At 63.5% G+C, this 18063-nt stretch carries 20 protein-coding genes; 5 read left to right on the top strand and 15 right to left on the bottom strand.

Annotated features, from left to right (window positions below):
- Positions 1–94 precede the first annotated feature (94 nt).
- The 5 genes from KBX17_RS04530 to KBX17_RS04510 are packed head-to-tail and all read left to right on the top strand — an operon-like array spanning position 95 to position 3053.
- Positions 95–1432, top strand: a complete 1338-nt coding sequence (locus KBX17_RS04530; RefSeq protein ID WP_255995334.1) for a TIGR01777 family oxidoreductase — start codon at positions 95–97, stop codon at positions 1430–1432.
- A complete protein-coding gene (locus tag KBX17_RS04525) occupies positions 1429–1917 on the top strand; it encodes a YbjN domain-containing protein (protein ID WP_255995333.1) in 489 nt (162 codons plus the stop codon). The genes KBX17_RS04530 and KBX17_RS04525 overlap by 4 nt, the downstream gene beginning before the upstream one ends.
- 2 nt (positions 1918–1919) lie before the next feature.
- Entirely contained in the window at positions 1920–2411 is a 492-nt protein-coding gene (locus KBX17_RS04520) for a hypothetical protein (RefSeq protein WP_050748810.1), read from the top strand.
- Between the two features lie 50 nt (positions 2412–2461).
- A complete protein-coding gene (locus KBX17_RS04515) occupies positions 2462–2608 on the top strand; it encodes a hypothetical protein (RefSeq protein ID WP_005289991.1) in 147 nt (48 codons plus the stop codon).
- Between the two features lie 22 nt (positions 2609–2630).
- Positions 2631–3053 carry a hypothetical protein gene (locus tag KBX17_RS04510; RefSeq protein WP_255997588.1) on the top strand — a complete coding sequence of 141 codons (423 nt, stop codon included), beginning with the start codon at positions 2631–2633 and terminating at the stop codon, positions 3051–3053.
- Positions 3054–3061: 8 nt separating this feature from the next.
- Here KBX17_RS04510 and KBX17_RS04505 read toward each other — a convergent pair whose 3' ends face one another.
- From KBX17_RS04505 to KBX17_RS04435, 15 genes are all read right to left on the bottom strand, one after another.
- A complete protein-coding gene (locus KBX17_RS04505; RefSeq protein WP_255997587.1) occupies positions 3062–3910 on the bottom strand; it encodes a PPK2 family polyphosphate kinase in 849 nt (282 codons plus the stop codon).
- Complete coding sequence (nusB, locus tag KBX17_RS04500) at positions 3891–4544, bottom strand: transcription antitermination factor NusB (RefSeq protein WP_370686996.1); 654 nt, start codon at positions 4542–4544, stop codon at positions 3891–3893. Before nusB ends, KBX17_RS04505 begins: the two co-directional genes overlap by 20 nt.
- A gap of 1 nt (position 4545) precedes the next feature.
- Positions 4546–5109, bottom strand: a complete 564-nt coding sequence (efp, locus tag KBX17_RS04495) for an elongation factor P (RefSeq protein WP_005289983.1) — start codon at positions 5107–5109, stop codon at positions 4546–4548.
- 61 nt (positions 5110–5170) lie between these two features.
- Entirely contained in the window at positions 5171–6262 is a 1092-nt protein-coding gene (locus KBX17_RS04490) for a Xaa-Pro peptidase family protein (RefSeq protein WP_255997584.1), read from the bottom strand.
- The gene (aroQ, locus tag KBX17_RS04485) at positions 6262–6693 is read right to left on the bottom strand and encodes a type II 3-dehydroquinate dehydratase (protein WP_255997582.1); all 432 of its coding nucleotides are present in this window, start codon (positions 6691–6693) and stop codon (positions 6262–6264) included. The genes KBX17_RS04490 and aroQ overlap by 1 nt, the downstream gene beginning before the upstream one ends.
- Positions 6690–7763, bottom strand: coding sequence for a 3-dehydroquinate synthase (aroB, locus tag KBX17_RS04480; RefSeq protein ID WP_256018658.1), 1074 nt, complete (start codon positions 7761–7763; stop codon positions 6690–6692). The genes aroQ and aroB overlap by 4 nt, the downstream gene beginning before the upstream one ends.
- Positions 7764–7788: 25 nt before the next feature.
- Positions 7789–8325 (bottom strand): shikimate kinase, encoded by a 537-nt coding sequence (locus KBX17_RS04475; protein WP_050748878.1) that lies wholly within the window; start codon positions 8323–8325, stop codon positions 7789–7791.
- A gap of 103 nt (positions 8326–8428) precedes the next feature.
- Positions 8429–9655: a chorismate synthase gene (gene aroC, locus KBX17_RS04470; RefSeq protein ID WP_005289973.1), complete on the bottom strand. Its 1227-nt coding sequence runs from the start codon at positions 9653–9655 to the stop codon at positions 8429–8431.
- A gap of 12 nt (positions 9656–9667) precedes the next feature.
- Positions 9668–10102: a prepilin peptidase gene (locus KBX17_RS04465; RefSeq protein WP_005289971.1), complete on the bottom strand. Its 435-nt coding sequence runs from the start codon at positions 10100–10102 to the stop codon at positions 9668–9670.
- Between the two features lie 4 nt (positions 10103–10106).
- Positions 10107–10991: a shikimate dehydrogenase gene (locus KBX17_RS04460; protein ID WP_005289969.1), complete on the bottom strand. Its 885-nt coding sequence runs from the start codon at positions 10989–10991 to the stop codon at positions 10107–10109.
- Between the two features lie 3 nt (positions 10992–10994).
- Positions 10995–12149 (bottom strand): endolytic transglycosylase MltG, encoded by a 1155-nt coding sequence (gene mltG / locus KBX17_RS04455; RefSeq protein WP_005289967.1) that lies wholly within the window; start codon positions 12147–12149, stop codon positions 10995–10997.
- On the bottom strand, positions 12146–12649 hold the full coding sequence (gene ruvX / locus KBX17_RS04450) for a Holliday junction resolvase RuvX (RefSeq protein WP_005289965.1): 504 nt from the start codon (positions 12647–12649) through the stop codon (positions 12146–12148). Before ruvX ends, mltG begins: the two co-directional genes overlap by 4 nt.
- A gap of 99 nt (positions 12650–12748) precedes the next feature.
- Complete coding sequence (gene alaS / locus KBX17_RS04445) at positions 12749–15430, bottom strand: alanine--tRNA ligase (RefSeq protein WP_005289964.1); 2682 nt, start codon at positions 15428–15430, stop codon at positions 12749–12751.
- Positions 15431–15475: 45 nt separating this feature from the next.
- Positions 15476–16822, bottom strand: coding sequence for a replication-associated recombination protein A (locus KBX17_RS04440; RefSeq protein WP_005289962.1), 1347 nt, complete (start codon positions 16820–16822; stop codon positions 15476–15478).
- Positions 16819–18063, bottom strand: a complete 1245-nt coding sequence (locus KBX17_RS04435; protein ID WP_256018657.1) for a phosphotransferase — start codon at positions 18061–18063, stop codon at positions 16819–16821. Before KBX17_RS04435 ends, KBX17_RS04440 begins: the two co-directional genes overlap by 4 nt.

Raw genomic sequence — 18063 nt, 5'->3', positions numbered from 1 at the left:
AAAGGATGCGTTTCTGTGTGCGTGTCTAAGCTGGAAACCAGCTCTTGAACGACACCCGCAAGATTATCACTCAAACGCGTAAAGCAGGTTCCCATTGTCGATCACCACCACCCACCTCGTGCCCGCGCCGCTTGAGCGCGTCTGGGAGTGGCATACCCGCCCGGGCGCCGTGCAGCGCCTGACCCCGCCTTTTCTTCCGATGAGCGTTGTCTCCGGCGCTGAATCGCTGCGCGACGGCACCACTGTGCTCAAGCTGCCTGCCGGCCAGAAATGGATCGCGCAACACGTTGCCGAGGAATACATCGAGGGCTCCCAGTTCGTCGACGTGGCAGAGAACACCCCCGTCAAACAGGCGACCCAATGGAAGCACACCCACCTCTTCGAGCAGGCAGACAGCGGCACCCGCATCACCGACACCGTGGACACGCGCGTGCCGGAGGCCATGCTCAAGGCGGCCTTCGCCTACCGCCAACGCCAGCTCGTCGAAGACCTCGCGTTCCAAGACCGGCTCGAGCAGATTGCCGACGTCGCTCCGAAGACGATCGCGATGACCGGCTCGCGCGGGCTCGTCGGTTCCGCCTTGAGTGCGCAGCTGACGACCGCCGGCCACACCGTCGTTCAGCTTGTGCGCGGCGACGCAGAGGAGGGCCAGCGCCACTGGGACATGGAGAACCCGGACGCATCGCTTTTCAGCGGCATCGATGCCGTCATCCACCTTGCCGGCGAGTCCATCATGGGCCGGTTCACCGACACCCATAAATCGAAGATCTATTCCTCGCGCATCGGCCCGACGCGCAAGCTGGCCCAAGCCGCAGCGGACGCCGGTGTGGAGACGTTTGTATCCGCCTCAGCCGTCGGCTTCTACGGCACCAACGCCGGCGACCGCGTCCACACCGAAGCTGACGGCCAGGGCGATGGGTTCCTCGCCGAGGTCGTTGCTGAGTGGGAAGCCGCCACCGACTACGCCCACGACACCGGTGTGCGCACCGTGAACATTCGCACCGGGCTCGTCCTGTCCGGTGAAGGCGGACTGCTGCCGGTGCTGCGCTTCTCCGCGTCGACTGCCCTGTCGGCGCGCTTCGGCGACGGCGACTTCTGGATGTCGTGGGTTGCCATCGACGACCTGACGGACATCTACATCCGCGCGCTTTTCGACGATCAGCTCTCCGGCCCCGTCAACGCCACCGCCCCGAACCCGGTGACGAACGCCGAGATGTCGAAGGCGCTGACCTTGACACTCAACCGCCCCGAGCTGATGGGCATCCCCTCGCTCGGCCCAAAGGTGCTCCTGGGTGAAGAAGGCGCCCGCGAGCTCGCGCTGGCCGACCAGCGCGTTGAGCCGGCAAAATTGAATGAGCTCGGCCACCACTTCCGCTACCCCACCCTGCAGGAAGCACTCGACCACGAACTCGGCAAGGAGGAACTACTGTGACACGACCAACTAATGGTGAAGACGGGGACGTCGATACGCCCCGCGATATCACGGTGAATGACATTGCGGCTGTGCTCGACGCTGAAAACCTCGAGTACCGCATCGAAGAAGCTGACGCTGGCCCCGGCGAACCAACCCGTACGGTGCTGCGCACCGGCTTCGTCAACGCGGCGATGGTGTTCGCCTTCGACGACGGCCGGCTGGTGTTCGAGTCCGTGTGGCGCGGCGAGTTCACCCCGATGGACGCCTCGTCGCTGCTCTTCGCTGTGAACGAGTACAACCAGACGCGTTTCGCGCCGACGCTGCGTTTCTTCCAGAGCGAAGAGAACACCCTGGTCATTACCGGCATCCGTTCGCTGGACGTTTCCCAGGGGCTTTCCGACGATCAGCTCGGGTCCTTCGTGGTCACCTCGATCGACGCGACATTGCAGGCCTTCGACTTCTTGGCTGAATCATTCCCGACCGCTGTGACATGGGAGGAGTAACCGTGAGCGACAACAACGTTTCGACTGTCACTATTGACCGTATTGTGGACGCCGCTGCTCAAGCGGGCATCGGTGTAGAGGCAGACTCCACCGGCCGCGTTGCCCAGGGGCTGCACGAGGACCTGCAAATCATGATCGTGCTGCTGGACTCCGTCTTCATCGCCCGGGCTGACTCCGCCACCGATACCCCCGCCGACACGCCGGAAGCGACGCTGTACCTGGCTGCCAACGAGGTCAATTCGACGTTGGTGGGCGCGCGTGCGATTGTCGGCAACCGGTCCGAGAATCTTATCGTGCGCACCGAGTCCGAAGTGCATTGCGCAGCGGGCATGAACGATCCGCAACTGCGCGCAACTGTCACAGACGCGGTAGACAAGGTGGTCAGCGCGCACAACGCGATGGTTGTCCTCTCCGAGCAGATCGAAGCGGCGCAGGCCGAAGTGGAACAAGCCGAAACCGAGCGCAGCAGCGGAGATTCTGAACTCGAGCAGTAGCACTGAGCGGCGGTCATGTACGCTGAACCTGATCGCGGGAGGAGTGCAGCATGTCGAATCAGTGGAACCAGCCACCCCACGACGGCCGTAATGGCGGATTAGCGTTCGTGATTGGCTTCGGTGTGCTCTTCGCGACCGTTGATGAGTCGACACCGACCTCCACCTCCACGTCCGTGACCACCACGCGCAGTTTTTAGCGCTGTAGCCCCCTGAAGACACATGGCGCTGCACGATGTTGACTTCTTCGAGGTCATGGGGGCTTTCTATGCGCTTGACGCCGACAGCGCGATGGACGAGCTGTCCGCGTATCCACCCAGTTGCTGGACGGGGCTCGCTTACGAGTGGAAGAGCGACAACGCCTCCGAGTATCATCAGTTCATTCAGTACGTCGTCGACGTACTCCCCTCGCACGCGCCGATGGGCTGGGTGTTTTCTCTCGTCGAAGAATATCTGCACCCGATCGTGCACTTGCCCGACGCCGTGGACATCGCCGCGGAGACGCTCGTCCGGTTCTGGAACGCGCACCTGGAGTGCCGGACCGCTGACAATGAGCGTGAACTACGCGACTACCTCCGGCTGCTCGATGACCACCCGGATTCCGAGCGCGTTCCTGACATCGCCCGGCAAATCACGCCCCGGTGACGCGGGCTCTAAGACTCCTCGAGGCGCGTGAGTTCGGTCTCGATATCGAAGTCCGGTTCCGGCCAGGACAAGTCGAGCTCGCGCAATGCGCGTGCCAGCAGAGTTTTGACTACGGTGCGGCAGTAATCCTTGTCGTCGGACGGGATGCAGTACCACGGTGCGACGTCGGTGGAGGTACGCGTCATCGCGATCTCGTAGGCCTTCTGGTACTCGTCCCACAGCTGACGGTCGTCGATGTCGCCAGGGTTGTACTTCCAGTGCTTGTCCTCGCGCTCGAGACGCTTACGCAGGTTCTCCTTCTGGAAGTCCTTGGAGATGTGCGGCATGACCTTGATGATCTTGGTGCCGTTCGCAGCGGCTTCGTTCTCAAAGTCGACGATTGCCTCGTATCGCCGTTCGATCTCTTCAGGCGGGGCCATGTTCTTCACGCGCTGGACCAAGACGTCTTCGTAGTGGGAACGATCGAAGACAGACACCACGCCCGGCTCCGGCAGGTGTGGGCGGATGCGCCACAAGAAATCGTGTTTGCGCTCTTCTTCCGTCGGCTTACCGAAGGCCTTGATGTGCACACCCTGCGGGTCCATCACGTCGCCGACGACGTTGCGGACAATGCCGCCCTTACCGGATGTGTCCATGCCCTGGAGGACGAGCAAGACCGAGCCAGCATTCTCATTACCGGCGCGGCCGTTAGCGTAGAGGCACTCCTGCAGTTCGGCGATTTCTTCGTCGAAGTCGGAGTAGGCGCTGTCGACGTTGCCGTCGGAAAGCCCCGGCGTGGATGCCGGATCGACGGAGGCAATCTCGAAGTCAGGCCCAACGCGGAGGGACTCTGCCTCCTCAATCGTTACTTTGGCCATCGGTGGGCTGCTGCTCCTTCGATGTCTCGGCGGAGGTGGAAGGCTCTTCCGCCTCGGAAGGCACAGCTGGCTCCGCAGCATTAGCGTCGATAAGCGACGTCGCAGCCAAGCCCGTGTTCTCTGTGACTACCGCGGCTTCAGCGGTGTCGGTGAACTGCCCGAACTCGTCTGTTTCCTGGGCGATCTCGGGCGCATTGGACGCGTGTGCCTGGATGATGTCGTCGAGCACGGCGTGGATGTACGGTGACGCATTGTCGCCGGCGTACTCGGTGGACATTTCCATAGCGTTAGCGATGGAAATGGGCGGCTCAACCTCGTCGTTGTAGAGAATCTCCCAGGTGGCCACGCGCAGGATGGCGCGGTCGACGGCGGGGATCCGGTTGAGCTCCCAGTTGTCGGACAGGAAGCGCTCGATCGCGTTGTCGATCTCGTCCAAGGCGGCGGCCGCACCCGCGATGATCTCGCGGGTGTAGTCAGCCACAGGCGCGACGGCGTTCGTGGGATCGCCGGCCAGAGCGGCGCGGTCCTCCACGATCGCCACTGGGTCGACGTCGCGGGTCTCTGCCTCGAAGAGGATGTCCACAGCGCGGCGGCGCGCACGGTAACGGGCGCCGTGACGTTTGTAGTCGGGCATCTTAGTTGTTCACGCGGGAGAGGTACTCGCCGGTGCGGGTGTCCACCTTGACCACGTTGCCGGTCTCGAGGAACAGCGGAACCTGGATCTCAGCGCCGGTTTCCAAGGTGGCCGGCTTGGTGCCGCCGGTGGAGCGGTCGCCCTGCAGGCCCGGGTCGGTGTGCTGAATGCCCAGGTCGACAGAGATCGGCAGTTCGGCGAACAGCGCCTCACCCTCGTGGAAGGAGACCTGCACACGCATGTTTTCCAGCAGGAAGCGGGCGGCGTCGCCGAACTTGTCCTCGGGCAGCTCGTACTGCTCGTAGGTCTTGTCGTCCATGACCACGTAGTTCTGGCCGTCGTTGTACAGGTAGGTCATGTCGCGGCGGTCGACAGTCGCGGTCTCCACCTTGACGCCGGCGTTCCAGGTCTTGTCCACGGTCTTGCCCGTGACCACATCCTTGAGCTTCGTGCGCACGAATGCGGGGCCCTTGCCCGGCTTGACGTGCTGGAACTCGATGATCTGCTGGAGCTTGCCATCAACGTTGAGGACAAGGCCGTTCTTGAAGTCGGCGGTAGTTGCCACGTGAAATCCTCCTTGTGGGGGCCGTCAAAACATGCCCATGCTACACGAACAAGGCTAGATACTAAATGACTGTGAGTTCCTTGGGGAACTCGGTAATGATCCGCGGCGCGCCAGAGGTGATCACCACGGTGTCTTCGATGCGCACGCCGCCCCTATCCGGCACGTAAATGCCCGGTTCGACGGTGAGCGTCATGTTCTCCTCAAGCGTGCCCACACCCTTGACACGCGCGTACGGTGCCTCGTGGACGTCCAGGCCAATGCCGTGGCCGGTGGAATGCACGAAGTGCTCGCCGTATCCGGCATCAGCGATGATGTCGCGGCAGTGCTTATCGACGTCAGCCAGTCCCCTCCCCGGCGTCGCTGCCTTCACCCCGGCCATCTGCGCGTCGAGCACCACCCCATAGATCTCGCGGGAGAAATCTGTGGCGTGGCCGATGCAGAACGTGCGCGTCATGTCGGAATTGAAGCCGCGGTAGTGCGCACCAAAGTCGATGGTGACCAGATCACCGTCCTCAAGCACCCGGTCGCCGGCGCTGTAGTGCGGCAGGGCAGAGTTCGGGCCGGAGGCGACGATGGTGTCGAAGCTAGGTCGTTCTGCCCCACCGAGGCGCATCCGGTATTCGAGGTCGGCAGCAATCTCGCGTTCGGTGCGGCCGGCGCGGAGCTCGCCAGCGTCGATAAGCGCGGTCAGCGCGCCCACCGCAATGTCGGCGGCCTCCGTCAAACGTCGAATCTCAAAGCCGTCTTTGATCAGGCGAATGTCCTCGACGACTCCAGTGACCGGGACGAGTGTCACGCCCTCCGGGCAGACCTTCTGCAGGCGGTTCAACCCGTCGACGGTCATGTGCGCGGCATCGAAGCCCACGCGCCAGCCGTCAGCCACACCGGCGATCAGAGTTTCCGCCGGCGTGGAGACGATCTCTGCCTCAATGTCCGGAACTTCGGCCGCGATCTGCATGGTGTAACGGCCGTCGGTGGCGATCTTGGCGGAGAGGTCCTTGTTCACCAGCAGCGCACCGTTGGAGCCGGAGAAACCGGAGAAATACCGCACGTTGACCGGGTGGGTCAACAAAAACGAGTCAATACGCTGACCAGCCAGTTCCGCCGAGAGTTTGCGGCGGCGGGTCAGGAAACGGGAATCGGCGAAACCCATCATGCCCTCCTCAGGAAGTATTCCAACGCCAGCTCGTAACCGTCAGCCCCCAGGCCAGCGATGACTCCGGTCGCGATTGGCGAGAGGAAGGAATGCTGCCTAAACGGCTCGCGCGCGTGCACATTCGAGATGTGCACCTCGACGAAGCCGGGTCCGTTCTGCAGTTCCACGAGCGCGTCGCGCAGAGCCACGGAGGTGTGGGTGTACCCGCCCGGGTTGATGATGACGGGCCAGTCGTTGTCGGCGGCGTTATGAATCGCGTCGATAAGCACGCCCTCATGATTCGACTGCCGGAAGTAAATCTCGGCACGATCGCCCGCGCGCGTTTTCAGTCGCTCCTCGATATCGGCGAGCGTCACGGAGCCGTAAATCTCGGGCTGCCGCTTGCCAAGACGGTTGAGATTGGGGCCGTTGAGCACGAGTACCTTCATGCCAACTCACTATAGGCTGCGCGCAGCTCCTCCATGGTCGCATCTTCTAGGCGCGTCGTGGCACCAATACCTTCGAGCACGACGAAGCGGATGCGGCCGTCGCGATTCTTCTTGTCGTGCGTCATGCCTTCATATAGTTCCTCGAAGGCATCCTGATCGTACGTGGTGGGCAAACCGACCGATGCGCAGATCCTGCGGTGGCGGTCAACGACCCCTTGATCGATGAGCCCACGGTTGCGCGCCAGCACTGCAACGAAGATCATGCCGACAGCGACAGCGTTGCCGTGGCGCCAGCGGTAATCTTCGCGCTTTTCGACGGCGTGGCCCAGCGTGTGGCCGTAATTGAGGATCTCTCGCAGGTGGGATTCCTTGAGGTCTTCGCCGACAACGCGGGCCTTGACGGCGACGGAACGCTCGATCAGCTCGGCGATGCGGTCCTTCGGAACGTCACCCTCCGGGCTCTGCGCCGCTTCTTCATAGATGTCCAGGATGACCGGGTCAGCGATGAAACCGGTCTTGATGATCTCTGCGGAGCCGGCGACGAACTCCTCATGCGCGAGGGTGTCCAGGCGGTCTAGGTCGATGTACACGGAGTCCGGCTCGTGGAACGCGCCGACTAAGTTCTTACCGGCGTCGGTGTTAATACCGGTCTTGCCGCCCACGGCAGCGTCGACCATGGCCAGCAGCGTCGTAGGCACCTGAATGACCTTGATGCCACGCATCCACGCCGCAGCGACAAAGCCAGCGAGGTCTGTTGTCGCCCCGCCACCAAGGCCGATGACAATGTCCTGGCGCGAGAAGTTCTGCGCGCCGAGCGTGTCCCACAGCTCCCCTGCGACGCGCAGGGTCTTGCCGTCTTCCGCATCCGGGATCGGTGCGAGTGTGACGTTCAGGCCTGCGGCCTCGATCAGGGTGCGCAGCTGTTCGGCTGTATCCGCCAGCGGCGTTTGGTGCACGATCATCACCTGTCGTGCGCCGGTCTCCTGCGCACGCTGGGCGATCTGCTCGTTCAACCCACGGCCAATGTGGACCTGGTACGGGTTGGGGCCGGTGACGTCGATGACAGCCATGGGGGTGCTCCTAGCGGGGGGGTTGTTAGCGCGATTCGATGAGCGCGAGGATTTCGGCCACGAGGCGCTGCGGCGGACGCGAGTCGGTGCGCACGCGGTGCATAGCTACCTCGCGGTAGTACGGTTCGCGGGCTTCTAATAGAGCGCGGTAGTGCGCCTCGGGGTCGTCTGCTTTGAGGACCGGGCGGGAATCGTTGCCCGCCGTGCGGCGCACGCCCTCCTCCACAGACACGTCGATCCACACCACATTGTGGGCTGCAAGCAACCTGCGAGTGGACTCTGTGAGCACGGCACCGCCGCCCAAGCTGACCACGCCGCCCGAGGCGAGAGAGCGCGCGACGTACTCGGCTTCCACTTCACGGAAGCGCTCCTCCCCCAGGTCTGAGAACACCTCGCCGGTGGGCTTGCCTTCGCCTTTGGCAATGAGCTCATCAGAATCCACCAGCGGCAGATTCATAGCGCGCGCCAGACGCCGGCCAATTGTCGACTTGCCTGCTCCGGGCGGGCCGACCAGGACCACGCGCGGAGAGGCATGCACCACGGGCTCATCCATCGTGCTCATGTCCGCCGGATCGGATGAGGCGTTGCTCATCGGCATGTTTCCGGGCGTGGGTGTGCCAGCGGTGGCGGGGAACTTTGCCGGGCGCTGGGAATCAGCGGTCGGATCAGTCATTGTTGTTCTCACCGTCCCCGAAGGCGAGACGTTCCGAGACGTACTGCTTGTAGGCCTCGACATTGCGCTTGGTTTCTTCGACACTGTCACCGCCGAACTTCTCCAGCGTGGCGCGGGCGAGCACGAGCGCGACCATCGCTTCTGCGACGACGCCCGCAGCGGGCACCGCGCACACATCAGAACGCTGGTGGATCGCAGTGGCTTCATCGCCGGAGACCATGTCGAGCGTCTTCAGTGCGCGCGGCACCGTGGAGATCGGCTTCATTGCGGCGCGCACGCGCAGCGCCTCGCCATTGGTCATGCCGCCTTCTAGGCCGCCGGCACGGTTCGTCGTGCGGTGCACGCCCTGCACGTCGCGCACCATCTCGTCGTGCGCTTCCGAGCCGCGGCGGCGGGCTTCCTCAAAACCGTCTCCGACCTCGACGCCCTTGATCGCCTGAATGCTCATCAGCGCTGCTGCGAGCTGCGCGTCTAGGCGAGTATCGCCAGAGACGTGCGAGCCCAGGCCGATCGGGAGGCCGTCGACGATGACCTCGACGATGCCGCCAAGAGTGTCGCCGTCCTTCTTCGCGGCTTCAATCTGCGCGATCATGGACTCCTCGGCAGCCTCACCCGCGGCGCGGACGGGGGAAGCGTCGATCCGCTCCAGGTCGTCGAAGTTGGGCAGCGGGCCGTCGTACGGCTGCGACTGGCCAATGGAGATGACGTGCGAGAAAACCTCGACGCCAAGCACCTCCCGCAAGAACGAGCGCGCGATCGCGGCTGCTGCCACGCGCGAGGCTGTTTCGCGTGCCGACGAGCGCTCCAACACCGGCCGAACCGCGTCGAAACCATATTTGACCATGCCGGAGAAGTCCGCGTGGCCCGGGCGCGGGCGGGTCAGCGCCGCGCCCCGGCCGGAGTTCATAGCTTTCTGCACCTCGGGATCTTCCATGTCGAGTGCTTCGGCCGACATGATCGTCGTCCACTTTGGCCACTCGGTGTTACCGATCATGACGGCGATCGGGCTGCCAATCGTCTTGCCGTGAATAATGCCGGTGAGAAGGGTCAGTTCATCCTGCTCGAATTTCATGCGTGCGCCGCGGCCGTATCCGAGCCTCCGGCGGGCCAGCTGGTAACCGATCTCTTCTTTTGAGACGGGCACCCCGGCCGGCATATTCTCGATCATCGCGATCAGAGCCTGACCGTGGGATTCACCTGCAGTAGTCCAACGAAGCATGGAGGCATTGTCTCATAAAGACCAACTGTTCGTGCATGCAAGCCCCACTATCCACGCGGCCGCCAGCATGGCCGGCCCGTGCGCTGTGTCGGGCAGACGCTTGATCAGCAAGAACACGATGGTCAGCGCACTTGCCAGCAGCATGGCGGCGAGCACGGCGAGCGCACCTCCCACCCCGGCCAGGGCGACCCCCAGCGGCACCGCGAGCTTGATGTCTCCGCCGCCGATGCCTGCATCAGTGCTTCGGTCAGAGCTGCCGCGTACAGCAAGGAGAAGGTACAGCGCCGGCCACACAAGCCCCCACACCCCTTGCGGATAGAACACGCAGAAGATCAAGGCCAGCGCGGCTGCTGGAAGGGTGAGAAAGTCTGGGAGGCGGCGCTGTGAGACGTCGTAAAGCACGAGCGCAATTGACCAGACCCCCGCAACAATTCCCCCCGCCACCATGAATCTAACCGCCGAGACGTTTGACCCCGGTTGGTGAGATCCACCCGACGTGGCGCATGAGCGCTTCGTGCATGTCCGCGCGCGGGGCGGGGATGCCGGTGAACTGCTCGAACTGCGAATAGGACTGGCAGGCGAGCATCGTCAGTCCACCGACGGTGAGGTGGCCGTTCGACGCCGCCTCCGTGGCTAGCGGTGTGGGCCACGGGTCGTAGATAACGTCGAGTACCGGTGCGTGGCCGAGCTCTTTGACCCACGGTTCGATCACGTGAGCCGGAACCGTAGACACAATCAGGTCTGCGCTGAGCGCAATCGGCTCGAGGTCGCGCTCAAAGTCCAGGAACTCCGCCTCCGCGCTGGCACCGGTCTCCCGCAGCAGCGGCAGCAATTCTTCGCTGCGGTTTGTGCGGTTGAGCACGGTGAGCTTATCGACGCCGCGGTGCGCCAACGCCCACAACGCCGGCCGCGCGGTCCCGCCACCCCCGATGACAATGGCGTGTCCGATGCGCGCCTGCCCGATGAGCTGGTCGAGCGCTCCGTCGATGCCCTCACAGTCAGTGTTGTCGGCGCGCCAGCGACCGTCGTCTAGGCGGACGAGCGTGTTCGCGGAACCGATCGCCCGCGCGCGCTCCGTCGCCTCGTCGGCGAACTCGAGTGCGGCGAACTTGCCCGGCATGGTCACGGAGAATCCGCGGTAGGAACTGTCTGCTCCGCCGACAATGCCTGGCAGTTGCTCGGCGGTGCACTCAATGCGTTCGTAAGACCAGCCCGTGAGTTCCGCAGCGTCGTATCCTGCGCCGTGAAGCACCGGCGAGAGCGAATGCTCAATCGGGCTGCCCAAAACGGCGGCCTTGCTCGTAGCCTCGCTTCCGCCAGTGATCGCAGTGCTCATGGTCTAACGCTGGGAGTCGAGGATGCCGGAGTCGTAGGCCTTCTGGACTTCAGCTTGGTGCTCCTCGAAGGTGTTGGTGAAGATCGTGGTGCCGTCGTGGTCGATCGTGACGAAGAACAGCCACTCGCCGTCAGCCGGGTGCTCCATCGCGTGGATTGCTTCATCCGACGGAGAGGCAATCGGTGTCTCCGGCAGTCCTTCCTTAGCGTAGGTGTTCCACGGCGTTTGCCTCTGGCGGTCAGAGTCGCCGGTGGCCAGCTCCACGGATTCCAGGTCGTAGTTGACGGTGGAGTCGAACTCGAGGCGCATCGGCTCGTCGAGGCGGTTGAGGATGACACGGGCAACCTTGTCGAACTCCCCTGCCGGTGCCTCGCGCTCCACGAGGGAGGCAGCGACGAGCAGGTCGTACGGGCTCAGGCCGATCGCCTGGGCACGGCCGACAATGTCGGTGCTGTTGTACTTGTCGGCCGAGCGAGTGACCAGATCAGTGAGAATCGTTTGGGCGTCAGCGCTCGGGTCGACGATGTATTCGCCCGGGGCGATGAGGCCCTCGAGACGCTTCGGGTCGCCCTTGCGCGCCTCGACTGGCTGGATCGCCCACTCAGGCACGCCGAGGGAGGCAGGGTCGGCGTTGGCAGCGACGTCATGAAGCTGCTCAGCGCTCACGCAGCCCTCGGCATCGCCGTCTGGGCCGCAGGTGACTGTGGAGATGTTGGAGTAAATACCAAAGCGCGTTTCTCCACCGACAACGCGGACATCCATCAACGTCGAACCACCCGGGATCTTCAGCAAGTCGATCTTGTTGGCGGGGTCGAGCAGTGCTGCAACAGCAGCCTCAGCACTCATCTTCTCCTGCAGACGGTAGAAACCGGGCTGGATGCTGTCGGCGTCCGGGGTCGACATTGCCGCAGCTTGGAAAGACTGGTCAGAGCGGACCACGCCCTCCTCTTGCAACGCTGGGCCCATTTGGCTTAGCGTCGTGCCCTCGGGGATCTCGACGACCTTCTCCACACCGTTGCCGGCACCTTGGAAGTCGCCGCCGTTAGACATCGAGCGTGCAACGGCGATGTAGACGATCGCTCCGATGATGAGCAGAATAGACGCCACCAGCACCGCGATGCCGCGGGTGCGCCCTTGGGAAGTCCTAGCCGAGCTCACGTTGTCGTCTCCTTGAGGTTGAGCTGATTAGCGCGGCCGTCCAGCCACGATTGGAGAATAGCCACAGCGGCTGCTTGATCAATCACAGCACGACCGTCGCGGGCGTTCACCCCAGACAAGCGCAACGCATTGGTTGCCTCGACGGTGGTGAGCCGCTCATCTGCGAAGCGGACAGGAACGTCCGGGTTGCGGCGACCAATCCGGAAAGCAATCTCCTTGGCGTGCTTGACGCTTGAGGAACCGTTTCCCTTCAGATCGCGCGGCAATCCGACGACGACCTCTACAGCGTCATATTCGCTAATGATGTCGAGTAAGCGGTCAATGTCCGCACCATCGCGGTCTTTGAAACCGGTCACGCGCTCCACAGTCTCCACCGGGGTGGCCAACAGACCATCCCGGTCAGAAGAAGCCACACCGATCCGAACAGTGCCCACATCGATACCGATGCGGCGCCCCGGACCGGGATCGTCGACCCCGGGGGTATCCGGCTGGATCTTCATGTCGTGGACCTCAATATTGCTATGGAAACTACGGAGAACGCAGCGTCTTTCCTATGTTGTCAGTGTCGTGATCGATCTGTGACCTAACAGCACCCTAGCTTATACTTTTCCGATTTCTTCACGCAGGGCCGTGAATCCAGCCTCGATTCCGGAGGCGTCGGAACCGGATCCCTGCGCCAGGTCCGGCTTTCCTCCGCCCTTGCCGCCGACGTAGCCACCGAACATGCCAACATACTGACCAGCCTTGATGCCCTTATCGACGGCACCCGGTGTTGCCGCCACCGCGAACGGCACCTTGCCGTCGGTGCTAGATGCCAGCACGATGACAGCCGGATCGCTGCCCAAGCGGCCGCGCAGGTCGGTGGCCATGGTGCGCATGTCGCCGCCAGTAAGGCCGTCCGGAAGCTTCACGGCAAGGAACTTGATGTCTCCTATCGTCTCCGCCTGCTTGACCAGTTCGCCGGTCTGGTTGGCCAGCTCCTTCTTGCGTAGGTTCTCGATCTCCTTCTCCGCCGCGCGCAGGCGCTCAGTGAGTTGGGCGATGCGCTCTGGAAGCTGGTCGGTCGGGGTCTTCAGCTCCTCTGCCAGGCCGCTAGCGAGTGCTGCTTCCTTGGAGAAGAACGCGAAAGAGTCCATGCCCGAGTAGGCCTCAATACGGCGCGCACCGGAACCGACGGAAGATTCACCCAGCACAGCCACCGGGCCGATCTGGGACGAGTGCTCCACGTGGGTACCGCCACACAGCTCGATGGAGAACGGGCCGCCGATCTCCACGACGCGGACCTCATCGCCGTAGTTCTCACCGAACAGCGCCATCGCTCCCATCTCTTTCGCGCGCTCAAGAGATGTCTCAAACGTGTTCACAGCGAAATCGGCGTCCACCGCCTGGTTGGCAATGACTGCGATCTCGTCGAGCTGCGCCGAGGTGAGCTGATCGGTGTAGTTGAAGTCGAAGCGCAGGTAGCCCGGCTTATTCATCGACCCAGCCTGGACAGCGGTCGGGCCGAGCACCTGGCGCAGCGCGGCGTGGATGAGGTGGGTGGCGGTGTGCGCCTGACGGGCGCCGTGGCGCCACGTCGGGTTCACCTCCGTGCGCACTGTTTGACCCAGGTCGAGCCCGCCGTTTTCCACGGTCGCCTTGTGGACCCAGAGCTTCTTGTTGCCCACCTTCTGCACGTCGTGCACGGACAGGACGGTGTCGCCCACGACAATGCGGCCGCGGTCAGCCAGCTGGCCGCCGCCCTCGGCATACATCGGGGTGATGTCCAGGATGACCTCGACCTCATCACCCTGGCCGACCTCACCGACCTTCTCACCGCCGCGGACCAGCCCGATGACCTTCGAGTCATGGTCAAGAGTGTCGAAGCCAACGAACTCGGTGGGGTGCGCGTCGACCCATTCGCGGTACAGCGACTCGTCGATATTTCCCGTCTTCTTAGCCTTGCTATCAGCCTTGGCGCGGTCGCGCTGCTCCTTCATCGCAGCATCGAACGCAGCCATGTCCACCTCGAGGCCAGCTTCGGCGGCCATCTCAAGGGTGAGGTCAATCGGGAAGCCGTAGGTATCGTGCAGCTCAAACGCTTGCCCACCCGGCAAAACGGTTTGGCCGGAACCCTTGACGGTCGCCGCGGCTTCGTCGAAACGGTGGGTACCGGACTCCAGCGTCTTCAGGAAGGCCTTTTCCTCGTTGACGGCCACGCGCAGGATGCGCTCGCGGTTCTGCTCAATCTCCGGGAAAGACGGGGCCATCGTGTCCATGATCGTGTTCATGAACGTCTCGATGGTGGTGCCCTGCGCACCGAGCAGGCGCGCCGAGCGGACAATGCGGCGCAACAAGCGGCGCAAGATGTAGCCGCGCCCCTCGTTCGACGGCGTGACACCGTCCAGGATGATCATCATTGCGGTGCGGGAATGATCGGCGATGACGCGGAAGCGGACGTCGGAAAGCTCCCCTTCTTTACCCCCCGCACCGTACGTGGTGCCCGTGAGCTTCTCCGTCGCCTCAATGACCGGGTGCAGCAAGTCAGTCTCGTAGACGTTGTCCACACCCTGCAGGATGCAGGCGAGACGCTCAATGCCCAGGCCGGTATCGATGTTCTTGTTCGGCAGCTCACCGAGAATCTCGAAGCCGCCCTTCTTGTCGCCCTCGCCGCGGATGGACTCCATGAAGACCAGGTTCCAGATCTCCATGTAGCGGTTGTCGTCAGCGATCGGACCGCCTTCCTTGCCGTGCTCGGGCCCGCGGTCGTAGTAGATCTCGGAGCTCGGGCCGCACGGGCCAGGCACGCCCATGGACCAGAAGTTGTCCTCCATGCCCATCCGCTGAATGCGCTCTGCCGGCACGCCGATCTTGTTCTCCCAGATCTCAGCAGCCTCATCGTCCTCGGTGTACACCGTCACCCACAGGCGCTCGGGGTCCAGGCCGAAGCCACCGTCGGCCTGGCTATTGGTCAGCAGCGACCACGCCAGCTCAATCGCTCCCTCTTTGAAGTACTGACCGAAGGAGAAGTTGCCCGCCATCTGGAAAAACGTGTTGTGGCGGGTGGTGATGCCCACTTCCTCAATGTCCAGAGTGCGCACGCATTTCTGGATGGACGTGGCCGTGCCGCTGTCGAACGGCGGGGTCTGCTGGCCGAGGAAGTACGGCTTGAACGGCACCATGCCTGCGTTGACGAACAGCAGGGTGGGGTCGTCGAGGATCAGCGAGGCACTGGGCACCGGGATGTGGCCGGCGTCGACGAAGTGCTGGGTGAAGCGGTCCCTGATTTCGTGGGTCTGCACAGACGTGTCCTTTGCGGGTCGTTGGACTTTTCTCGTCCAGCTACTTTACCCGCGGACCATTCCTCGCAGTCGCTCGGCGTAGTCCTGGATGCGCTTTTCGGCGCCGTGCCCGGTGGGCTCGTAGTAGCGCGCTTCATCCAGCCCCTCTGGAATGTAGCGCTGCTTGACCACACCGCGTGGATCGTCGTGCGGATACACATACCCCACCGCGTTCCCGATCTTTTTAGCCCCCTCATAATGGCCGTCGCGCAGGTGGGGTGGGACGGTCCCGGATTTGCCAGCGCGGACGTCAGCAAGCGCGGCGTCAATCGCTTTGATGACCGACGGCGACTTCGGCGCTGTCGCGAGATGAATCGTGGCCTGCGCCAGCGGGAGCCGGCCCTCCGGCATGCCGATGAACTGCACCGCCTCGGCCGCAGCGGTGGCTGCTTGCAGCGCGGACGGGTCGGCCATGCCAATGTCCTCGGAGGCGTGAATGACCAGCCGGCGGGCAATGAACCGCGGGTCCTCCCCTGCCTCAATCATCCGGGCGAGGTAGTGCAAGGCCGCATCGACATCGGAACCACGGATGGACTTGATGAAGGCTGAGATGACGTCGTAATGCTGATCGCCATCACGGTCGTAGCGCACCACAGCGCGGTCGACGCTGCGGGAAACCACATCAGCGGTGATCGTCCCATCGGCCCCTTCTGCGGCCGCCTCAAGGTACGTCAGCGCGCGGCGGGCGTCACCGCCGGCGAGCGTCACCAGCTGCTCCCGCGCCTCCGGTTCTAAGGTCACCGAGCCATTCAGGCCTCGTTCCGAGGACACGGCGCGGTCGACGACGGAGGCAATATCAGCGTCGGAAAGCGACTCAAGCCGCAGCAACAGCGACCGCGATAGCAATGGCGCCACCACACTGAATGAGGGGTTCTCCGTGGTCGCCGCGACAAGCAGCACCGTGCGGTTTTCCACCGCGGCCAACAGCGCGTCCTGCTGTGTTTTGGAGAAACGGTGGACCTCGTCAATGAACAGTACTGTGCGCTGGCCGCGGGCGAGATTGCGCCGAGCGCCGTCCAGCACCTCGCGCACCTGCTTGACACCCGACGACAGCGCCGACAAACCGACAAAGTTCTGCCCCATCGCCGCCGCGATGAGGGAGGCGATCGTAGTCTTGCCCGTGCCGGGCGGTCCGTAGAGAATCACGGACGCTTCACCCGATCCCTCGACGAGACGGCGCAGCGGGCGGCCTTCACCGAGCAAGTGGTCCTGTCCGACGAGCTCATCGAGCGTGCGCGGGCGCATGCGTGCTGCCAGCGGCGCAGACGCCCCAGCCTCGAAGAACGCAGTGCCGCGCTCCCCTGCGGACGCCGCGGCGTCAGAGAGGTCGGAGAACAGCCCTCCCTGCGTCACTTCAACCGCTCCGCGACGTGAGAGGCGAAATCAGCGATGACGGCGTTGCGCGGTGTGTCGCCGGCTGCGGCGTACCACGCCAACGCAGAGAAAGCATCGCCGATGTCGCGGCGGATCGCTTTCTCCACCGCGGTGAAGTCGGTGTGGGCTGGGGAACGCAACACACTCGCGCCACGCTCCACGTCTTCTTCCAGCGCCTCGGGATCCTGGACGAGCTCGTAGTTGCCGTTGTCCGCCATGCTCCAGCCGCCGCCGTAACGCGTCGTTCCGCGCGGCTCTTCGCCGTCCAGGTACAGCAGCGAGACACTGAAGAACGCCCAGCCAACCAGCGCAGCTGTAATGCGGGAGTGCAGTGTTTCAGTGTTCTGCAAGGCCGGCCACACGCCGGCGACCTCGGCAATCCACGCCTCCAGGAACACCTTCGTCTCCGCCTCGCTGATCGGGCGGGCGGAAATGTACTGCGGGAAGCCCGCGATGACACCAGCTACGTCGAAGATGACGTCACGGAACCCGGCCCACTCATAGTCGAGGAACTGGGTGCGGTCGGCGAAAATGATGTTGTCCGGCGAGAGATCGAACGGCGTGAACGCGCGCGATTCGCCGTGCAGCATGTGCACCTGCACCGTGCCGGCAATGTCGGCGACGTCCGCGGGCACATCAATCCCAGCGCGGCGGACGATCTCCAAGCCGTCGAGAATGCGGTTTTCCAGCATCGATTCGCGCATCGCCTGAATCTCTCGGGCACCGTCCCTCGCGCGTACCATCCGGGCCAGCAGAGTGTTGAAGCTCAGCTCCGCGCCTGCCGTGCCAGCGTGCATCTTGCCCAGCGACGTGCCAAGGTTGCGCAACAGCCGAATGCGCTGCTCTTCGTCCGAGTTTTCCAGCAAGGTAGCCAGCGTGTCGCCGTCGCCAGAGTCGGTGAGAATGATCGCGTGCTGCTCAAGGTCGTAGCCCAGCATCACGGGCCCCGGACGCGCTTCTTCGCTTAACGACGTTGTGAACTGGTACGCCACCACTTCCCGCAGAAAAGCAGCGTCATCGATCGGATCATCGGTCTGTGGCGAGTACTTGACCACGACGGAGCGGTACGACAGGAAGGGGTTGTTGGCCACACGCAGTCGCAGCACCACCGTGCCACTGGCGCCAGAGAGTTCCTCCGGTTCAGTCAGGTGCTGTTGCCCGCCGTAACGCTGCGTGAGCACCGCTTCGGCGACGGCAATGATCTGCTGCTGGTCCAACAT

This window comes from Corynebacterium sp. CCUG 65737, assembly GCF_024454115.1.
Lineage (GTDB): Bacteria > Actinomycetota > Actinomycetes > Mycobacteriales > Mycobacteriaceae > Corynebacterium > Corynebacterium genitalium.
Note: the sequence above shows the minus strand (reverse complement) of the source record. Positions and strands in the feature narration are given on the sequence as shown.